The following is a 16153-nucleotide window of genomic DNA, read 5'->3' as shown; positions in this document are numbered from 1 at the left end:
TCGAGCCCTCGCGGTTTCTCGCGTCGCTCGACGTCGGTCCGATCTCCGCTGTACCCGTCGTTCGACCGATAGCACCGGAGTCAGAAGGCTTAATCCGTTCTCGCGAGAAGGCGCCGGTATGAAGCGGCTCATCATCCACGGCGATCCCGGGATCCGGAAGGGGGCCATCGTCGACTACGACGGGACGGAACTGGTCTGCTTCGGGATCAATCGCAACGGCGAGTGGCACGGTCCCGAGGAGGTCCAGCTGTGGTGTACCGTCGGCACCGAGGACGAGTACGAGGACTACGAGAAGCGCAACTACACGCCCCACTTCCTCGATGTCGACCGCGTCGACGCCGAGGACGTCGACGTCGTCCGGACGAAAGCCAACCTCGCGGTCTGAACGCTGCCCGCCGATCCGATGTCGGCGCCGACGCATCCCCGAATTCTTTTGTGTCCACGGTCGATACTGTCGCGGCCACGGACAGATGTGTAGCTCCCACGACACCCGGCCGGCGACGTGCGAGGAAGGCGACGCTGAACGCGCCCGAACGCTCCGTTACGCGGACCGACTCGAGGCCGTCGCGGCCGGCGATCGAGTCCCCGGCGGGGTCGCAAAACCGATACCGACGCTCGAGTCAGGAGTCGGTACCATCGTGCGTACGTCGATCGAGACCGCCGAACGATCCCCCGAGAGAGCCGACGATGAGTGATTCGCTCGCCGAGGCCGTTCGGACCCGGTTTCGCGCGTTGCTCTCGACGGCGCGGTTCGGCCAGTTCGCCGGCGTCGGGATCGTCGGTGCGACCGTCGATATGGTCGGTCTCGCGCTGCTGGTCGACGTGCTCGAGCTCTGGTATCTGGGGGCGAAGACGATCTCGTGGGAGCTGTCGATCGTGGTCATCTTCGCGATCAACGAGCGCTGGACGTTCGCCAACTACGGCGTCATGACGCCTCGAGCGCTGGCGCGGCGGTTTCTGCGCTCGAACGCGGTTCGATTCGCGGGCTTTCTGGTGACGTTGACGGTGTACGCAGTGCTCGTCGATCGGTTCGACGTCTGGTATTTAGTGGCGAACATAATCGGGATCGCGATCGGTTTCTTCGTCAACTACACCTGCGAAAGCCTCTACACGTGGAAAGTCCATCACGACTGACGGTAGAAATCCCCATACGGCAGTCGAATCACAACCCTTAACTAGTGCACTCGGGTATGATGTGGTAGCGGGATGGGATAGCCAGGAGATTCCGGCGGGCTCATAACCCGCAGATCGGTAGTTCAAATCTACCTCCCGCTACTTTTCAGGGATTCAACGACGAACGACGAGCGTAGTCGTTCGAAACAGCTTCGCTGTTTCGTGATGACGAAAGACGCGTAGCGTCTTTCGAACCACGAGGAGAGAGTCCTGAGTCGCTGAAAAGACGACGAGTAGATTTGAACCAGACGAGACGCGCACAGCGGTCGCGAGCACGTCTCGGCGTAGTTCAAACCTCCCTCCTTCGATGCTTCGGCGCAAACGAAACAGTGAGCGCCATCCATAGCATGGGCGGAGTTTAACTGGGCGGCTCTCGAACAGAGTGAGGATAACGAGATGGTTCACTAGCGCGTCCCGATCCGTACTCGAGACGAGACGGCGTAACGCTCGCCCGATGCGAGCGGTACACGGATCTAAATATCACGGCACCGGTTCGCAAAATTGTTATATTTGAAACGCAGACCCAACTAGTAGCCCTGGATGACCCTCCCGTCGGATCGGTCTAACGACCGAGTAAGTAGACGTGCCGTGCTCGCCGCTGGAAGTACAGGAATCGCCGGCTCGGTAGCCGGCTGTACGGACCGAATACAGCAGCTCATCACCGGCACCGCCAGCGATCAGCTCTCGATAACGATCTTGACGCTGCCGACTGACAACGATCGGCAGGCCATCAAGATCGCCCGCCGACTCGAGGAGAAGCTCAAGGCGGTCGGTATCAACGTTCGGATAGAGCCCCGCGCCGATCCCGAGTTGCTGCAGACGGTCTTGCTCGAGCACGACTTCGATTGTTACATCAGTCGCCATCCGGGCGGCCACGACCCCGACTATCTCTACGAGACGTTTCACTCGAAGTTCGCCCCCGAGGCCGGCTGGCAGAACCCCTACGGCCTCGTGAACACCGAGATCGACGACGCGCTCGAGCGCCAGCGCTCGACGGCGGGCTCGGAACGCGAGCAAGCCGTCGGCGAGGTTCTCGACCGACTGGCGCAAACGCATCCGATCGTCCCGATCTGCGTTCCCGACGAGCGTCGACTCGTCAGAACGGATCGGTTCGACGGCTGGAACGACCACCACCTCGGGACGCGACTCGGCTTTCTCGGCCTCGAGCCCAAGGACGACGCGTTCGAGGACGACGTGGTCCTGAACGCGGTCATCACCGACTCGAGCCCCTCCAGAAACATCAACCCGCTGGCCGCGCCGTACCGCTATCGGGGCGCGTTCGTCGATCTCCTCTACGACTCGGTGGCGACCGAGGACGACGGCGAGATTCGGCCGTGGCTCGCCGAGGACTGGGAGTGGGACGACGCGGTCGCGACGGTCACGCTCAGATCGAACTGTCGGTTCCACGACGGCGAACCGGTCACCGCCGACGACGTCAAGTTCACGTACGACTTCCTGAACGACACCTCGCTCGGAGCGCGCGAGGGGCTGTCGCCGGCGCCGAGGTACCGCGGACTGGGAGACGCCGTCGAATCGGTCACGGCCGTCGACGATCGAACCGTTCGGATGCGATTCAGTACGAGCGACGAGGTCGGCGAACTGGCGTTTACGGTGCCGATCCTCCCGAAACACATCTGGAAGACGGCGGTCGAAGACAGCCTCGAGAGCGGTGCGAAGCCCATACAGGGGACGTGGGAGATCGTGACCACGGACGAGATCCCGACGATCGGCAGCGGTCCGTTCGCGCTCACCGAGCAGGAACCGCGTTCGCACCTCCGATTCGAGCGCTTCGACGACCACTTCACCCGCCGCGGATACGTCGACCTTCCGGAACCGCACGTCGACGAACTCGTCTTTCACGTCGAACCGAACAGCGGTGCGGCCGTCAACCAGCTCGAGGCGGGGAACGCCGACATGACGGCCTCCATTCTCGGATCGGAGACTGTCGGGGAGGTCCCGTCGGGCCTCGAACTCGTCGAGTCCGAATCGTGGACGTTCTACCACATCGGGTTCAACGTCAGGAATTCGCCGTTCAGCAACCTCCACTTCCGGCGAAACGTCGCCCGATTGATCGACAGGGAATCGATCGTGGCGGACGTCTTCAACGGGCAGGCGAGCCCGACCGTCACACCGGTCGCAGCGGAGTGGGTTCCCGACGACCTCGAGTGGGACGGCGAGGCACCATACGCGCCCTTTTTCCGTGATGAAACGGACAGTGAGGGTACGAGTGAACTGGACGTGGAACGGGCGAAGCGAGCCTTCGAACGGCACGGATTTCAGTACGACGAAGACGGAGAATACATCGTGAGGTCCTGATGCTCGCCGAGCTATTGACGCAGGTAGCGGTCGTCATCGTCGTCCTGCTCGTCGGGTTCGTCCCCCTCTGTATCGGCCGACACCGGTTTCGGAGGACCCGCCGCGAGTGGCGGGACCGGATGCGAGAGTCCGCACCCGTCGCGGGCGTGGTGCTCGTCGTGTTGCTCGCGAACCGGTTCACTCGACAGCACCTTCCCGATCTCTCCTGGGCGATCGACTGGAACCTGACGCCGACGTTTTACGCCATCGAAGGAGAGGCGATCGTCTGGTTTCAGCAGTTCGCCAGCCCGCCCGTCACGCGGTACTTTTCGTTCGTCTACATCTACGGCTACGTCTTCATTCTGATCTTCCCCGTGATCGCGTACTTCGCGCTGTCGGATACGCGACCGCTCAGAGAACTGTTGTCCGCCTACGCGCTCAACTACCTACTCGGACTGTTCCTCTACCTCCTGGTGATCGCCTACGGGCCGCGAAACATCATGCCCACCGAGATCGGGACCGTGCTGTACGATTTCCGGCCGCAGTATCAGTACCTGACTGGGGAGGTCAACCACAACACCAACGTCTTCCCCTCGCTGCACACCTCGCTGTCGGCGACGATCGCGATCTTCGCCTATCGAACGAGGGAGGAGTACCCGATCTGGTTCGCCGTCGCGGTTCCGCTGGCGGCGAGTATCGCGATCTCGACGATGTATCTGGGCATCCACTGGGCGATCGACGTCGTCGCAGGTATCCTGCTTGCGACCTTCACGGTGTACGCCGCCGACCGGCTCGTCGGCCGGTGGTCGCTCTCGGAGGACTTCGGCCTCGAGGTCGACGAGTACGCGGCCCGACTCCGGCGGCTCACGGGGACGAACGCGCCGGTCGATCCGTCTCCGTCCGCCGAGGACGACGAGTACGGCGACGCCGACGACGGGGCCGACGTCGAGAGTCCGTCGAACGACGAGCCGCCGACGGGCCGACGGTCAGAGGAGACGTGACCGTCACTCCCGGATCTCGATCTCGGTCGCGGCGACGAGTCCGCGGTCGGCCGCGTCCTCGCGATTGACCCGCGCCGCGAGCGTGTAGCGTCCGGGATCGACGGGTTTCCACTCGTTCTCCGCGATACGGATCCGCTGGGGCCACTCGCGACTGAATCGCTTGCGCTCGCTTCGAGCGAAGGAGAACACGTCGGGACGGTCGGGAATCGACCGTTCGAGCCGCGAGGCGGCCGTCGCTCCGTCGACGGTCCAGGTCCAGCGCTCCGGGGAGTCGGTCCGCAGTCGGACCGGGAACGGGAGCCGGTTGCGGAACTCGATGCCGACGGCGACGGACTCGCCGCGCTCGTAGACGTCGCGGTCGGTCGCGATCGAGACCTCGATGGCCCGCGTGCGAAGCGCGACGGGCGCGAACGCGTGGCTGAACGCGTCCCAGTCGATCGAGCGACGACCGTTCTCGCCCGCGTTCGCCGCGGGCGCGAACGGATCGTCCGCGTCTCGCTCGAGCGCGCTCGAGTCGTCGGCTCGTTTTCGCGTCATCGGTGGAACGGTGCCGTCTCGGACTCGTCCGACAGGTGGTCCGCGTACGTTTCGTCGAACCGGTGACAGGCGATCGAGCGGCCGTCGCTCTCGCCGTCATCGGTGGACTCGAGCCGCGGCCGATCGGTCTCGCACGGCGTCGCGAAGGCCGACGCGAGTCGGGCCCGCCCGTCGTCGAGTTCTCCGGCCGCGACGACCTCGAGTGCGTCCGAGAGGACACGCTCGGCGGCATCGTCCCGGAGTTCGACCGGGATATCGAACGCGTCGCGGATCGCCGCGGGGACGTCCGCGTCGGCCGCCGATGTGGTGAGTATCGACTCGAGACCGTCCTCGGCGTCGGCGAGCCGTCTCCGCAGGCGGAGGATCGCCCGGACCGTGTCGGACTCGAGGTCGTACTCGGCCGGCGAGAGCACCTTCGGACAGCGGGTGTGGAACCGACAGCCCGACGGGCGGTCGCTGGGATCGGGGACGGTGCCCTCGAGGACGATCCGGTCGCCCTCCCAGCGCGGGTCCGGTTCGGGGATCGCCGAGCGGAGGGCAGCCGTGTAGGGGTGTGACGGCCCGTCGAAGACCGCCTCGGTCGGGCCGATATCGACGATCTCGCCGAGGTACATGACGGCGACCCGGTCGGCGACGTGCTCGACGACCGAGAGGTCGTGAGCGATGAAGAGATAGGAGAGGCCGAACTCGTCTTGCAGGTCGGCCAATAGATTGAGGATCTGGGCCTGTACCGAGACGTCCAGCGACGACACCGGTTCGTCGCAGACGACGAACTCCGGTTCGACGGCCAGCGCGCGGGCGATGGCGATCCGCTGGCGCTGGCCGCCGGAGAACTCGTGGGGATATCGATCGGCGTGGTTCGGCGCGAGCCCGACGGTCTCGAGCAGGTCCCGAACGCGAGCGTCGCGCTCCTCGGGCGGGACGATGTCGTGCACCTCGAGGGGTTCGCCGACGATGTCGCCGACCGGTAGCCGCGGGTTCAGGCTCGCGCCGGGGTTCTGGGAGACGTACTGGACGTTCGTCCGCATCGCCCGGAGTTCGGACCGGGTGCAATCGGTCAGGTCGGTGCCGCGATAGGACACCGCGCCGGCGGTCGGCTCGGTGAGCCGGAGCAGCGACCGGGCCAGCGAACTCTTGCCGCAGCCGCTCTCGCCGACCAGCCCGAGCGTCTCCCCCTCGCGGACCTCGAGGTCGACGCCGTCGACGGCCGTGACCGTGCGTTCGTTGCCCAGCAGTCGATCGAGGAAGCCGTCGGACGTCGTGTACTCCTTCTCGAGGCCCTCGACGCGAAGCAGCGGTTCGTCGTCTCGATCGCACCCGCCGTCTCTGTCGGTATCGCCGTCGCTCATTCGAACTCGCCTCCGGTTCCGTTTCCGTCCCCGTCTCCGTCCGCGTCCCTGACGACGACGTGGTAGTCCAGTCCCCCCTCCAGGTCGCCGGTGTACTCGTGGCAGGCGGCGAGGTGGTCGTCGGGCGGTACGTCGACCGGCGTCGCGGCGCTGCCGGTCTCCGCCTCGACGAGCGACGGCTCGCGGATCGCACAGCAGTCCTCGGCGTAGGGACAGCGCGGGTGGAATCGACAGCCAGTCGGCGCGTCCACGAGATCCGGCGGCGTCCCGGGAATCGTCGGTAGCCGGTCGCGGTCGTCGCCGAGCCGGGGGATCGACGCCATCAGTCCGACCGTGTAGGGGTGTTTCGGGTCGTAGTAGAGGTCGTCGACGGGCGCGCGCTCGACGACCTGCCCGGCGTACATGACCAGGACGCGATCGCAGCGTTCGGCGACGACGCCGAGGTCGTGCGAGACGAACTGGATCGCCGCGTCGAACTCCGCGGCGAGGTCCTCGAGCAACTCGAGGAGTTGGGCCTCGACCGTGACGTCGAGTGCGGTCGTCGGCTCGTCGCAAACGAGCAGGTCGGGATCGCAGGACAGCGCCATCGCGATGACGACCCGCTGTTGCTGGCCGCCGGAGAACTCGTGAGGGTAGTCGGTATAGCGGCTCGCGGCGTCGGGAACCCCGACGCGCTCGAGGAGCTCGATCGCCCGCTCGCGTGCCCGCTCGTCGGTGACGTCCCTGTGGGCGCGGATCGCCTCGGCGATCTGTTCGCCGACGGTGTAGACGGGGTTGAGCGCCGTCTCGGGGTCCTGAAACACCATCGCGATCTCGTTTCCGCGAACCCTTCGGAGTTCCTCGTCGGAGCACTCGAGGACGTCGCGGCCGTCGAAGCGGATCTCGCCGCCGACGATCTCGCCGGGCCCCTCGATCAGCCGAAGCAGGGCGAGGCTGGTGACGGTCTTGCCGGCGCCGCTCTCGCCGACGACGGCGACCGTCTCGCCCCGGTGGACCTCGTAGCTGATCCCGTCGACCGCGCGGACCACGCCGTCGTCGGTGTAGAACTGCACGACGAGGTCCTCGACTTCGAGCAGCGCCACGCTATCGACGCCTCCGTTCGGCGGTGTCGCCCCGCGGATCCAGCGCGTCGTTGATCCCGTCGCCGACGAGGTTGATCGCCATCACGAACAGGAAGATCGCCAGCCCGGGGAAGGCGGTGAGATGCCAGTGACCGCTGGCGATCGCGTCTCGTCCGTCCGCCAGCATCGACCCCCACTCGGCGGTGCTCGGCTCGAGTCCGAGGCCGAGAAAGCCCAGCGCCGCGGCCGTCAGAACGACCGTCCCGACGTTCAGCGTCGCCTGCACGACGACGGGGGCGACGGCGTTCGGAACGACGTGTCTGGCGATGATGATTCGGTCCGGCGTCCCGAGGGCCTTCGCGGCAGTGACGTACTCGCGTTCCCGAACCGAGAGGATCTCGCCGCGCAACAGGCGGGCGTAGCCGATCCAGCCGGTCAGCGCGAGCGCGGCGACGACGTTCCAGTAGCCCCGGCCGACGACCGCGACGACGGCGATCGCGAGCACCAGAAACGGGAACGCGTAGAGGATGTCGACCAGCCGCATGATGATCTCGTCGACCCAGCCGCCGAAGTAGCCGGCGATCGCGCCCAGCGGGACCCCGACGATCAGCGCGAGCGCGACGGCGACGACCCCGATGCTGAGACTGAACCGGCCGCCGACGAGGACCCGCGAGAACTGGTCGCGGCCCGCCCAGTCGGTTCCGAACGGGTGGGCCGGCGACGGACCGGCGTTGGTGGGGCCGACGTACATCTCGGCGGGATCGTACGGCGCCAGCGAGAACGGCTGGACGGTGATCGTGTACTCGGCGACCGAGAACGCGATCGGCCGGGCGAAGACCGCGACGACCGAGAGCACCGCGATGATCGCGAGCCCGAGTACGGCCGTTCGGTTCGCTCGGAAGCGGCGCCAGAAGTCCTCGAGACGCCTTCGAGAGACGGTATCTGGCTCGATCGCTCGGTCATCGGTCGACCGGCCGTCGGCCCAGGGGTCGCCGGCGGCGTCGGCGCGGTCGGCCGCGACGGCCTCGTCGAACCCCTCGATTCGAATGCGGCCGCGATCGGTCGTGGATCGGTCCCGTGTTTCGCGTGTCATCGGTCGTGTGTCATCAGTCGTGTGTCACCGTTCGTATCTGATCCGCGGGTCGAGCGCTGCGTAGACGATATCGACGAGCAGGTTCGCGACGACGACCGAGACGGCGATGACCAGCACCGTCGCCTGGACGGTCGGGACGTCGCGCCGTCCGATCGCGCCGACGAGGAGCCGCCCCGTGCCGGGCCAGGAGAACACCTGCTCGACGACCACCGCGCCGTCGATGAGGAGGGTCAACTGGAGGCCGGCGACGGTGACGACGGCGATCAGGGCGTTGCGCAGGACGTGCTTGCAGATCACCGTCCGCTCGCGCAGTCCCTTCGCGCGGGCGGTCCGGACGTACGCCGCGTTCAGTTCCCGGCGCATCGACGAGCGCAGCAGGCGAGTGATGAGCGCGGCCGAGGCCGTGCCGAGCGTGATCGTCGGCAGGACCAGAAACCGCAGGGTCTCGAGGCTCAGCAGCGGCGCGTCCGGCGGAATGACCCGGAACCAGCCGAGGCGGACGCCGAAGACGAACAGGAGAACCAGGCCCAGCCAGAAGTTCGGCGTCGCGATGCCGGCGAGGGCCGCGACGCGGCTGACCTCGTCGGCGGGCTCGCCCCGCTTGACGGCCGCGATGATACCCGCCGGAATCCCGATCAGGAGCGAACAGAGCCACGCCGCGCCGCCGAGTGCGAGCGTGTAGGGCAACCGATCGGCGATCGTCGCCCCGACGTCGCGACCGGTGATCGGTGACTCGCCGAACTCGAGGACGATCGCGTCGCGCAGCCAGAGCAGGTACTGCTCCCAGATCGGGCGGTCGAGGTTGTACTCGGCTTCCAGCGCCTCCCTGACGGCCGGGTCGACCTCCCGAAACCCGAGCGCGGCGTCGACCGGACTCCCCGGCGTCAGGTGGAGCAGCGAAAACGTCAGGGCCGTCACACCCAGCAGTACCGGAACCGTCACCAACACCCGCTTTACGACGTAGTTCGCCAGGGTCATCTGAACCGAGTTCGATCGGTGCTCAGCTGAAGTACTCGTCGACGATGCGCGCTTCGAACTCCGGATCCACGAACCGCTCGTGCATCGGAGAGATCGGCGTGTAGGCCGCGGTTCCGGCGCCGTGGAACGCGTCCTCGATGATCCGCTCGCGCGGGATCAGCTGGCCGATCCCCCGCCGGACCTTCGGATTGGAGAACGGCTCGAGGTAGCTCGGATAGCCCAGGAAGTCGACGGCGGCGCCGGTCGTCCGGTCGACGACGAACGCGTCGTCGGCTTCGAACGTCTCGAGGCTCTCGTTCGGGAGCCCCGTGGTCAGGTGGATATCGCCTGCCTCGAGGGCGCCGCGTCGGGCCGACGAGTCGGTGATAATCCGCATCGTCACGGTCTCGATCGGCGGAGTCGCGGGGACGCCGTTGCTCCCGTCGTGCCAGTGGTCCTCGTTGGCGACCAGCCGCCAGAGCGTGGCGGGCTCGTGTTTCTTGAACGCGTACGGGCCGGTTCCGACCGGCCGCTTCGAGATGTCGTGCGTACCGTCCGCGACGGCTTCCGGGAGGATCGGCACCTGCGCGATCGCCGTTTCCAGCGGTCCGTACGGCTTTCGGAGGGAGATCTCGATCTCGTGGTCGCCGAGGATCTCCGCGCTCTCGTACCAGTTGTACACGTCCCGTTCGCTCGGCGTCCCCTCGTATCGCTCGAGGGTCGCACGGACGTCCGCGGCGGTGAACGGCTCGCCGGTGTGAAATCGGACGTCCTTTCGCAGGTCGAACCGCCAGGTCGTCTCGTCGATTCGGCGCCAATCGGTCGCGAGCAGCGGCCGAACGCTCCCGTCGAAGTCGATCTCGAGGAGCTGTTCGTAGACGAGGCCGGTGACCATATACGAGACGTCGTCGGCCGTCTGGACCGGATCGTAGCTGTCGATCTCCGTTCCCGCGTCGCCGACGAGTTCGGTCGCTCCGGTGGTGAGTTCCGTGTAGGTTCCGAGCGTCGGCGCGTAGATCGATTTGTACTCGTCACCGGGGACCGGATACGTCCGGAATCCCTCGATCGCGTCGGCTCGATAGGTGACGATCTCTTCGGGGGCGCGAACGAACGACAGCGGCGATTCTTCGACGAGTAGTTCCTGTAACTCCTCGTAGATCTCGACGCGCTCGTCGCCGTCGACGGTCGCGACCCCCTCGTCGATGAGGTCGTCGACCCGCTCGTTTTCGTAGTGGTTGATGTTGAGGCCGGTCGGGGCGAAACTGTCGGAGTGAAAGCCCGGATAGACGTACTGATGCGGATCCCAGCCGCCGATAAATCCCAGACAGACCAGCGCGTTCTCCTCGTTGGCGGCCATGTTGTTGACCAGATCGATGTACGAGGTCCACTCGAGAGTCTCGAACTCGACGGTGAACAGGTCGGTACTGTCCAGTTCGCGCTTGACCAGCTGCGCCCACCGTTTCCGCCCGTTCGTCTCGGCATTGGAGTAAATCGTCGTCTCGACGGGCGGTTCGACGCCCGCCTCCCGGAACCCCTCGAAGATGAGTCTCTCGGGATCGCTATCGAGTTCGATCCCCTGGTCGGTGCTAATACAGCCGGCCGTGCCGACGGCGCCGAACCCCCCGAGTCCGGCGAGCACCGATCGACGAGGGAGTCGGACGGAATCACCCTCACCAGTGTGTCCCATTGGGAATGGATACCCAGTCCGCTACTATATTCCTTGTCACCGAGCGCTCAGCTGTCGATTTTGTCACTAATAGTGATATCCGATCGATTCGTGACCGATCGACTCGCCGGATGCGCGACGCCTACGAGTCGCCGTCCTCGTCGACGATGACGACCTCGCCGTCGACGACGTCGACGTTGATCAGCGTCTTGACGTCGTAGCCGGCGTCGGCGGCCTTGTTCTCGCCGCCGACCTTCTTGATGACCGCGACCGTGTCGATGACCTCCGCACCGATCTCGTCGAGGGCGTCGAGGACGGCCGCGAGCGTGCCGCCCGTCGAGAGGACGTCGTCGAGGACGAGCACGCGCTCGCCCTCGCGGACGTCGTTGATGTACATCTCGTTCTCCGAGTAGCCGGTCTTCTGGGAGATGGCGACCTCGTCGTCGAGGCCGTACTGGCGCTTCCGGATCACGGTCAGCGGGATGTCGGTCATCAGCGAGACCGCGGTCGAGATGTGAATGCCCATCGCGGCGGGCGTGACGATTCGGTCGACGTCCTCGAGTTTCGCTTTCCGAATGATTCGGATGACGATCTCTCGGAGCAGGCCGGGGTCGAGCTTCGGGACACCGTCGCTGATCGGGTGGACGAAGTAGTGGTAGCCGTTTTTCTCGATGATCGGCGCCTCGAGAAGGGACCGCTTCAACTGATCCATGCCGTGGGTCGGACGGTGGCGGAGTAAAAGTTGACGATCCGCTCGAGCCGTATGCGGTCGACTCCCACGGACGAACGGCGGCCCGGCGTCGACGGCCGCCGCTACTTTTCGCTCGTGAAACTGAGTTCGGGCGGCTGATCGCCGTGGCCGAGTCGCATGTTCCGCTCGTGGTAGATGTGGGCCGCCGCCGCCAGCGTCACCGTCAGGGCGATGATCGCGGCCCACGTCAGGTCCGACAGCAGCGTCAGCGGATAGATCTCGAGCCACAGCGCGGCCACCAGCGCGGAACTGATCGCCCCGAGCGAGAGGTACAGTTCGCGCCAGGCGAACTCGTGGCCGGGGACGATCTCCAGATAGATGCTGATGTCCCGCGTTCGGTCGGTCGCCTCGATGACGCCCTCGTCGGAGTCGAACACGAGGATGCCCGACTCGTCCATCTTCGGGAGGTGAGTCTGCTGAAGGGTCGTGTAGACGCGTTTCCGCTGTTCGGGCGTCACCTCCTCGGGGACCGTGTCGTACTCCCAGGCGGCGACCTGCTGGGCGAGATCGCCGAGTTCGACGGGGCGACTGTCCTGTTTCAGGTACTGGAGGACGTAGCGTCGCCGCTGATTGCGCAGCACTTCGAAGATTTCGCCCTTCGAAAGCGGGCCGCTCTCGTCGGGCTCGTCGGCTCCGTCAGCCCCGTCCGTTCTGTCCGCTCCGTCCGTTCTGTTCGTTCCATCCGTTCTGTCCGCTCCGTCCGTTCTGTCCGTTCCGTCGGTTTCCTCGGGTCGTCGTCGCTGTTGTTGGGCCACGTCGAGTCACCTCGCGCCGTCGATCGAGTCCCGCTCGAAACCGCTAGCGGTAGCGAAGGACACCCATCCCGTGATCGAACCATCCATTGAGACTGTTCGCATAGCTGTTACGTCGTCGCACGAACGCCTCGTATATAATTCTCTTGCCCCGCTTGACCCCGATTTCGGAAACTTCAGTTCTGTTACAAAGAGTTGTCGTCGACGACCGCCGCGATCGAGTCGGCGATCTCGCCGCCCAGTCCCGCCTTCGTCCCCTCGTAGCGGGCGGCGTCGGTTTCGTGGACCAGCAGCGCCGCGGTCCGATCGGCCCCCATCACGCTCGCGTCGTTGGCGACGACGAAGGCCAGGCCCGCGCGCTCGAGCGTCTCGCGGGCCTTCTCGATCATCGCCCGCTCGTCTCCCGAGGTCTCGGTCTTGAAGCCGACGATCGGCAGGTCGGGTCGCTCCTCGCGGATCTCGTCGATGAGTTTCGGCGTCGGCTCGAGGTCGAGCGAGAGCTGTTGGCCCGAGCGGATCTTCTCGTCGCTGCCCTCGACCGTGTAGTCGCCGATCGCGGCCGCCGAAACCAGCGCGTCCGCGTCCGCACAGGCCTCGCGGGTCGCCGCGAGCATCTCGCTCGCGCTCTCGACGCTCCGAACCGCGGCGTAGGGGAGGTCGCCCTCCCCGTCGGTCTCGGGCGGTCCGCCGTCGGCCGCGATCGATCGTGGGCCGACGACGCCGTGGACCAGCGTCACGTCCGCGCCGCGAGCGTAGCAGGCCCTCGCGACCGCGCGTCCCATCTTCCCCGACGATCGGTTGGTGATCACGCGCACCGGATCGATCGACTCCGCCGTCGCGCCGCTGGTGACGACGACGCGCTGGCCCTCGAGCGGGCGCTCGCCGGCCGCGCGGGCGACGTCGGTGACGATCGCGTCCTCGCCGGCGATCTTGGCCTTCCCCTCCTCGAGGCGCGGGTCGACGAAGTCGACGCCCCACTCCGCGACGGTGTCGATGGCCTCGAGGACGCCTGGGTGGTCGTACATCGGTTCGTGCATCGCGGGGGCGATCACGACCGGCGTGTCGGCGCCGAGCGCGGTCGTCGCGCAGGTCGTCACGGGCGTGTCGTCGACCGCGCCGGCGATCTTGCCGACCGTGTTCGCCGTCGCCGGCGCGATCAGGAGGACGTCGGCCCAGCCGTCGTAGCCACAGAGGTCGACGTGTTCGACGCTCCCGGTGATCTCCGTGACGACGTCGTCGTCCGTCGCGAACTCCACGGCCCAGGGGTGGATGATCCCCTGTGCGCTTTCGGTCATCACTCCGCGCACGTCGGCCCCCTGTCGCCGGAGCTCGTGGGCCAGTTCGACCGTCTTGACGGCCGCGATCGACCCCGTCACCCCGAGCGCGACGTTGACTCCCTCGAGCATGGGTCGCTGTTCTCACGGGGACGTGTTAAGGATAGCGAGCCGATTTCGAGCGCCGGTTTCCCCGCACCGATTCCGCGCTGCGGCCGGGCGGTCGGGTAGCAGGTCTTTACGTGCGGCCCGCGACGGGTCCGACGATGGCTACCGAGGCGACGTTTACGGTCCCGTCAGACGCGTTCCCGCTGGGGAGCGTGTTCGAACGGTTGCCGGACGTGACGGTCGAACTGGAGCGGATCATCCCGGCGCGAGACGTGGTGGTGCCGTACTTCTGGGTTCGCGGCACGGAAGTCGACGACATCGAGAGCGCGTTCGCCGATCATCCGGGGGTCGAAGACATCCGGCTCGTCGATTCCGTCGGCGACGAGTACCTGCTGCGCGTCGAGTGGTCGCTGGAGTACGACGGCGTCCTGAGTACGCTGACGGCGACGAAGATTCCGCTCATCGAGGCGGTCGGGACGAACCGGCAGTGGACGTTCGACGTTCGCGGCGACGACCGAAGCGACATCGCGTCCTTTCAGCGCCGGTGCCGGGAACTGGACATTCCGATCACGCTGACGAAACTGCACGCGCTGACGCCGATCGAAACGGACACCGAGTCCGCGCTGACCGATCCGCAGCGTGAGGCGCTGGTACTCGCCTACGACCGCGGATATTTCAACTCGCCGCGCGAGGTGACGATGGCGGAACTGGGCGACGAACTCGGCATCTCTCAGCAGGCCGTCGCCTCCCGCCTCCGACGCGGTATCGATCGAATTCTCGGACGGACGCTTTCCGCGATCTCGTCTCCGTCTCCGGGAGGTACTTAAGGGAGTTGTATACTAAAAAGGACACCTCAACCGGATCGCGTTCAATTTACGCGCTAATGAGTGGGGACTCGTCCGCGGTCGCTGCGGTTCTCGAACCGTCCCGAGGAGAGATGCGCTTCTGGCACCGCGTTATTCCGGCACTGGGACTGATATTTCTCCTCAGCGCGGGCATCAGATCGGCCGCCACGCTGGCCGAGGGCGGGCTCCTGCTGGAGGCGGTGCTCGATCTGCTGTTGGCCGGTTCGCTCGGCGCCGTCTTGCTCTATATCGGTATCTGGCTGCCGACGACGACGATTCGGCCCGAGTTCTATCCGCGCATCGTCGCGTGGGTCCTCGCCGGCATCGCCGTGATGGGAGTGGTCCTCGGGCTGCGCGTTCTCCATCCCGGCGTCACCGTCCAGTTCACGTTCGGCACCCAGGCGGTCCTGTTAGCGACCGGTTCGATCGCGGGCCTCGGGATCGGTATCAACGAGGCGCAGGCGCTCATCCACGCCGAAACGCTCGAGGAGCGAAACGACGCGTTACAGCGAACCGAGCAGCGCCTCGAGGAGGCGGTCGCGCAGTTGGAGGACTCGAACGAGCGGTTAGAGCAGTTCGCCTACGCCGCCAGCCACGACCTGCAGGAACCCTTGCGGATGGTGCGGAGTTATCTGCGACTCATCGAGAGCCGACACGGGGACGACCTCGATTCGGAGTGCGAGGAGTTCCTCGCGTACGCCGCCGACGGCGCCGAACGCATGCAGTCGATGGTCGACGGCCTCCTCGAGTACTCGCGGGTCGACACCGGCGGCGACTCGTTCGACGCCGTCGATCTGGACGCCGTGTTCGACGACGTGCTCACCGACCTCCAGTTGAAGATCGACGAGACCGACGCCGAGATCACGCGGGAGCCGTTGCCGACGGTCGAGGGCGACGAGCGACAGTTACGGCAGGTGTTCCAGAACCTGGTCTCCAACGCGATCGAATACAGCGGCGACGAACCGCCGCGAGTCCACGTGACGGCGGCGCGCGAGGACGCGACGTGGACGATTTCGATCCGCGACGAGGGGATCGGGATCGACCCCGACGACGTCGACCGTATCTTCGAGATCTTCCAGCGGCTCCACTCGAGCGACGAACACCCCGGTTCGGGAATCGGACTGGCGCTGTGTAACCGGATCCTCGAGCGCCACGAGGGCGAAATCATCGTCGATTCGGAGCCCGGCGAGGGATCGACGTTTTCGATGACGCTGCCGGCCGACGGCGATTCGACCACCGCATCGACTGCCGTCGATGGATCGGAGTAACTGACCGGACGGAGCGATGGACC

The 16153-nt window shown here is 66.1% G+C and carries 15 protein-coding genes and 1 tRNA gene; 7 read left to right on the top strand and 9 right to left on the bottom strand.

Annotation, left to right across the window (positions count from 1 at the left end):
- The first annotated feature begins 118 nt into the window (after positions 1-118).
- The 5 genes from WD430_RS03050 (at position 119) to WD430_RS03030 (ending at position 4469) form a co-directional block, all read left to right on the top strand.
- Entirely contained in the window at positions 119-385 is a 267-nt protein-coding gene (locus WD430_RS03050) for an HAH_0734 family protein (RefSeq protein ID WP_339104557.1), read from the top strand.
- A 302-nt stretch (positions 386-687) separates the two neighbouring features.
- A complete protein-coding gene (locus WD430_RS03045; protein WP_339104556.1) occupies positions 688-1134 on the top strand; it encodes a GtrA family protein in 447 nt (148 codons plus the stop codon).
- A gap of 66 nt (positions 1135-1200) precedes the next feature.
- Positions 1201-1275: transfer RNA gene (locus WD430_RS03040), tRNA-Met, on the top strand.
- A gap of 438 nt (positions 1276-1713) precedes the next feature.
- Entirely contained in the window at positions 1714-3489 is a 1776-nt protein-coding gene (locus WD430_RS03035) for an ABC transporter substrate-binding protein (protein WP_339104555.1), read from the top strand.
- A complete protein-coding gene (locus tag WD430_RS03030) occupies positions 3489-4469 on the top strand; it encodes a phosphatase PAP2 family protein (protein WP_339104554.1) in 981 nt (326 codons plus the stop codon). Before WD430_RS03035 ends, WD430_RS03030 begins: the two co-directional genes overlap by 1 nt.
- A 3-nt stretch (positions 4470-4472) precedes the next feature.
- Here WD430_RS03030 and WD430_RS03025 read toward each other — a convergent pair whose 3' ends face one another.
- From WD430_RS03025 to coaBC, 9 genes are all read right to left on the bottom strand, one after another.
- Complete coding sequence (locus WD430_RS03025) at positions 4473-5006, bottom strand: hypothetical protein (RefSeq protein WP_339104553.1); 534 nt, start codon at positions 5004-5006, stop codon at positions 4473-4475.
- Complete coding sequence (locus WD430_RS03020; RefSeq protein WP_339104552.1) at positions 5003-6355, bottom strand: oligopeptide/dipeptide ABC transporter ATP-binding protein; 1353 nt, start codon at positions 6353-6355, stop codon at positions 5003-5005. The genes WD430_RS03025 and WD430_RS03020 overlap by 4 nt, the downstream gene beginning before the upstream one ends.
- Positions 6352-7437: an ABC transporter ATP-binding protein gene (locus WD430_RS03015; protein WP_339104551.1), complete on the bottom strand. Its 1086-nt coding sequence runs from the start codon at positions 7435-7437 to the stop codon at positions 6352-6354. The genes WD430_RS03020 and WD430_RS03015 overlap by 4 nt, the downstream gene beginning before the upstream one ends.
- A gap of 1 nt (position 7438) precedes the next feature.
- A complete protein-coding gene (locus tag WD430_RS03010) occupies positions 7439-8509 on the bottom strand; it encodes an ABC transporter permease (protein ID WP_339104550.1) in 1071 nt (356 codons plus the stop codon).
- Positions 8510-8533: 24 nt separating this feature from the next.
- Positions 8534-9487: an ABC transporter permease gene (locus WD430_RS03005; protein ID WP_339104549.1), complete on the bottom strand. Its 954-nt coding sequence runs from the start codon at positions 9485-9487 to the stop codon at positions 8534-8536.
- A 22-nt stretch (positions 9488-9509) separates the two neighbouring features.
- Positions 9510-11153, bottom strand: a complete 1644-nt coding sequence (locus tag WD430_RS03000; protein ID WP_339104548.1) for an ABC transporter substrate-binding protein — start codon at positions 11151-11153, stop codon at positions 9510-9512.
- Positions 11154-11274: 121 nt separating this feature from the next.
- Positions 11275-11844: a hypoxanthine/guanine phosphoribosyltransferase gene (gene hpt, locus WD430_RS02995; RefSeq protein ID WP_339104547.1), complete on the bottom strand. Its 570-nt coding sequence runs from the start codon at positions 11842-11844 to the stop codon at positions 11275-11277.
- A gap of 101 nt (positions 11845-11945) precedes the next feature.
- Positions 11946-12638, bottom strand: a complete 693-nt coding sequence (locus WD430_RS02990; protein WP_407067134.1) for a hypothetical protein — start codon at positions 12636-12638, stop codon at positions 11946-11948.
- A gap of 182 nt (positions 12639-12820) precedes the next feature.
- Positions 12821-14041 carry a bifunctional phosphopantothenoylcysteine decarboxylase/phosphopantothenate--cysteine ligase CoaBC gene (coaBC, locus tag WD430_RS02985; RefSeq protein ID WP_339104546.1) on the bottom strand — a complete coding sequence of 407 codons (1221 nt, stop codon included), beginning with the start codon at positions 14039-14041 and terminating at the stop codon, positions 12821-12823.
- Positions 14042-14175: 134 nt separating this feature from the next.
- On the opposite strand from coaBC, the gene WD430_RS02980 reads away from it, so the two are divergent.
- Together WD430_RS02980 and WD430_RS02975 are read left to right on the top strand one after the other, a co-directional pair.
- Complete coding sequence (locus WD430_RS02980; protein ID WP_339104545.1) at positions 14176-14844, top strand: helix-turn-helix domain-containing protein; 669 nt, start codon at positions 14176-14178, stop codon at positions 14842-14844.
- A gap of 56 nt (positions 14845-14900) precedes the next feature.
- Positions 14901-16130, top strand: coding sequence for an ATP-binding protein (locus WD430_RS02975; RefSeq protein ID WP_339104544.1), 1230 nt, complete (start codon positions 14901-14903; stop codon positions 16128-16130).
- Positions 16131-16153: the final 23 nt, after the last annotated feature.

Source organism: Haloterrigena sp. KLK7, assembly GCF_037914945.1.
GTDB lineage: Archaea > Halobacteriota > Halobacteria > Halobacteriales > Natrialbaceae > Haloterrigena > Haloterrigena salinisoli.
Note: the sequence above shows the minus strand (reverse complement) of the source record. Positions and strands in the feature narration are given on the sequence as shown.

Excerpts from the sequence above, each read along its gene's own strand:
- WD430_RS03050 (WP_339104557.1), top strand. The coding sequence starts at position 119 with ATGAAGCGGCTCATCATCCACGGCGATCCCGGGATCCGGAAGGGGGCC.
- WD430_RS02975 (WP_339104544.1), top strand. The coding sequence starts at position 14,901 with ATGAGTGGGGACTCGTCCGCGGTCGCTGCGGTTCTCGAACCGTCCCGA.
- WD430_RS03010 (WP_339104550.1), bottom strand. The coding sequence starts at position 8,509 with ATGACACGCGAAACACGGGACCGATCCACGACCGATCGCGGCCGCATT.
- WD430_RS03005 (WP_339104549.1), bottom strand. The coding sequence starts at position 9,487 with ATGACCCTGGCGAACTACGTCGTAAAGCGGGTGTTGGTGACGGTTCCG.
- WD430_RS03020 (WP_339104552.1), bottom strand. The coding sequence starts at position 6,355 with ATGAGCGACGGCGATACCGACAGAGACGGCGGGTGCGATCGAGACGAC.
- WD430_RS03045 (WP_339104556.1), top strand. The coding sequence starts at position 688 with ATGAGTGATTCGCTCGCCGAGGCCGTTCGGACCCGGTTTCGCGCGTTG.
- hpt (WP_339104547.1), bottom strand. The coding sequence starts at position 11,844 with ATGGATCAGTTGAAGCGGTCCCTTCTCGAGGCGCCGATCATCGAGAAA.
- WD430_RS03000 (WP_339104548.1), bottom strand. The coding sequence starts at position 11,153 with ATGGGACACACTGGTGAGGGTGATTCCGTCCGACTCCCTCGTCGATCG.
- WD430_RS02980 (WP_339104545.1), top strand. The coding sequence starts at position 14,176 with ATGGCTACCGAGGCGACGTTTACGGTCCCGTCAGACGCGTTCCCGCTG.
- WD430_RS03030 (WP_339104554.1), top strand. The coding sequence starts at position 3,489 with ATGCTCGCCGAGCTATTGACGCAGGTAGCGGTCGTCATCGTCGTCCTG.
- WD430_RS03025 (WP_339104553.1), bottom strand. The coding sequence starts at position 5,006 with ATGACGCGAAAACGAGCCGACGACTCGAGCGCGCTCGAGCGAGACGCG.
- coaBC (WP_339104546.1), bottom strand. The coding sequence starts at position 14,041 with ATGCTCGAGGGAGTCAACGTCGCGCTCGGGGTGACGGGGTCGATCGCG.
- WD430_RS03035 (WP_339104555.1), top strand. The coding sequence starts at position 1,714 with ATGACCCTCCCGTCGGATCGGTCTAACGACCGAGTAAGTAGACGTGCC.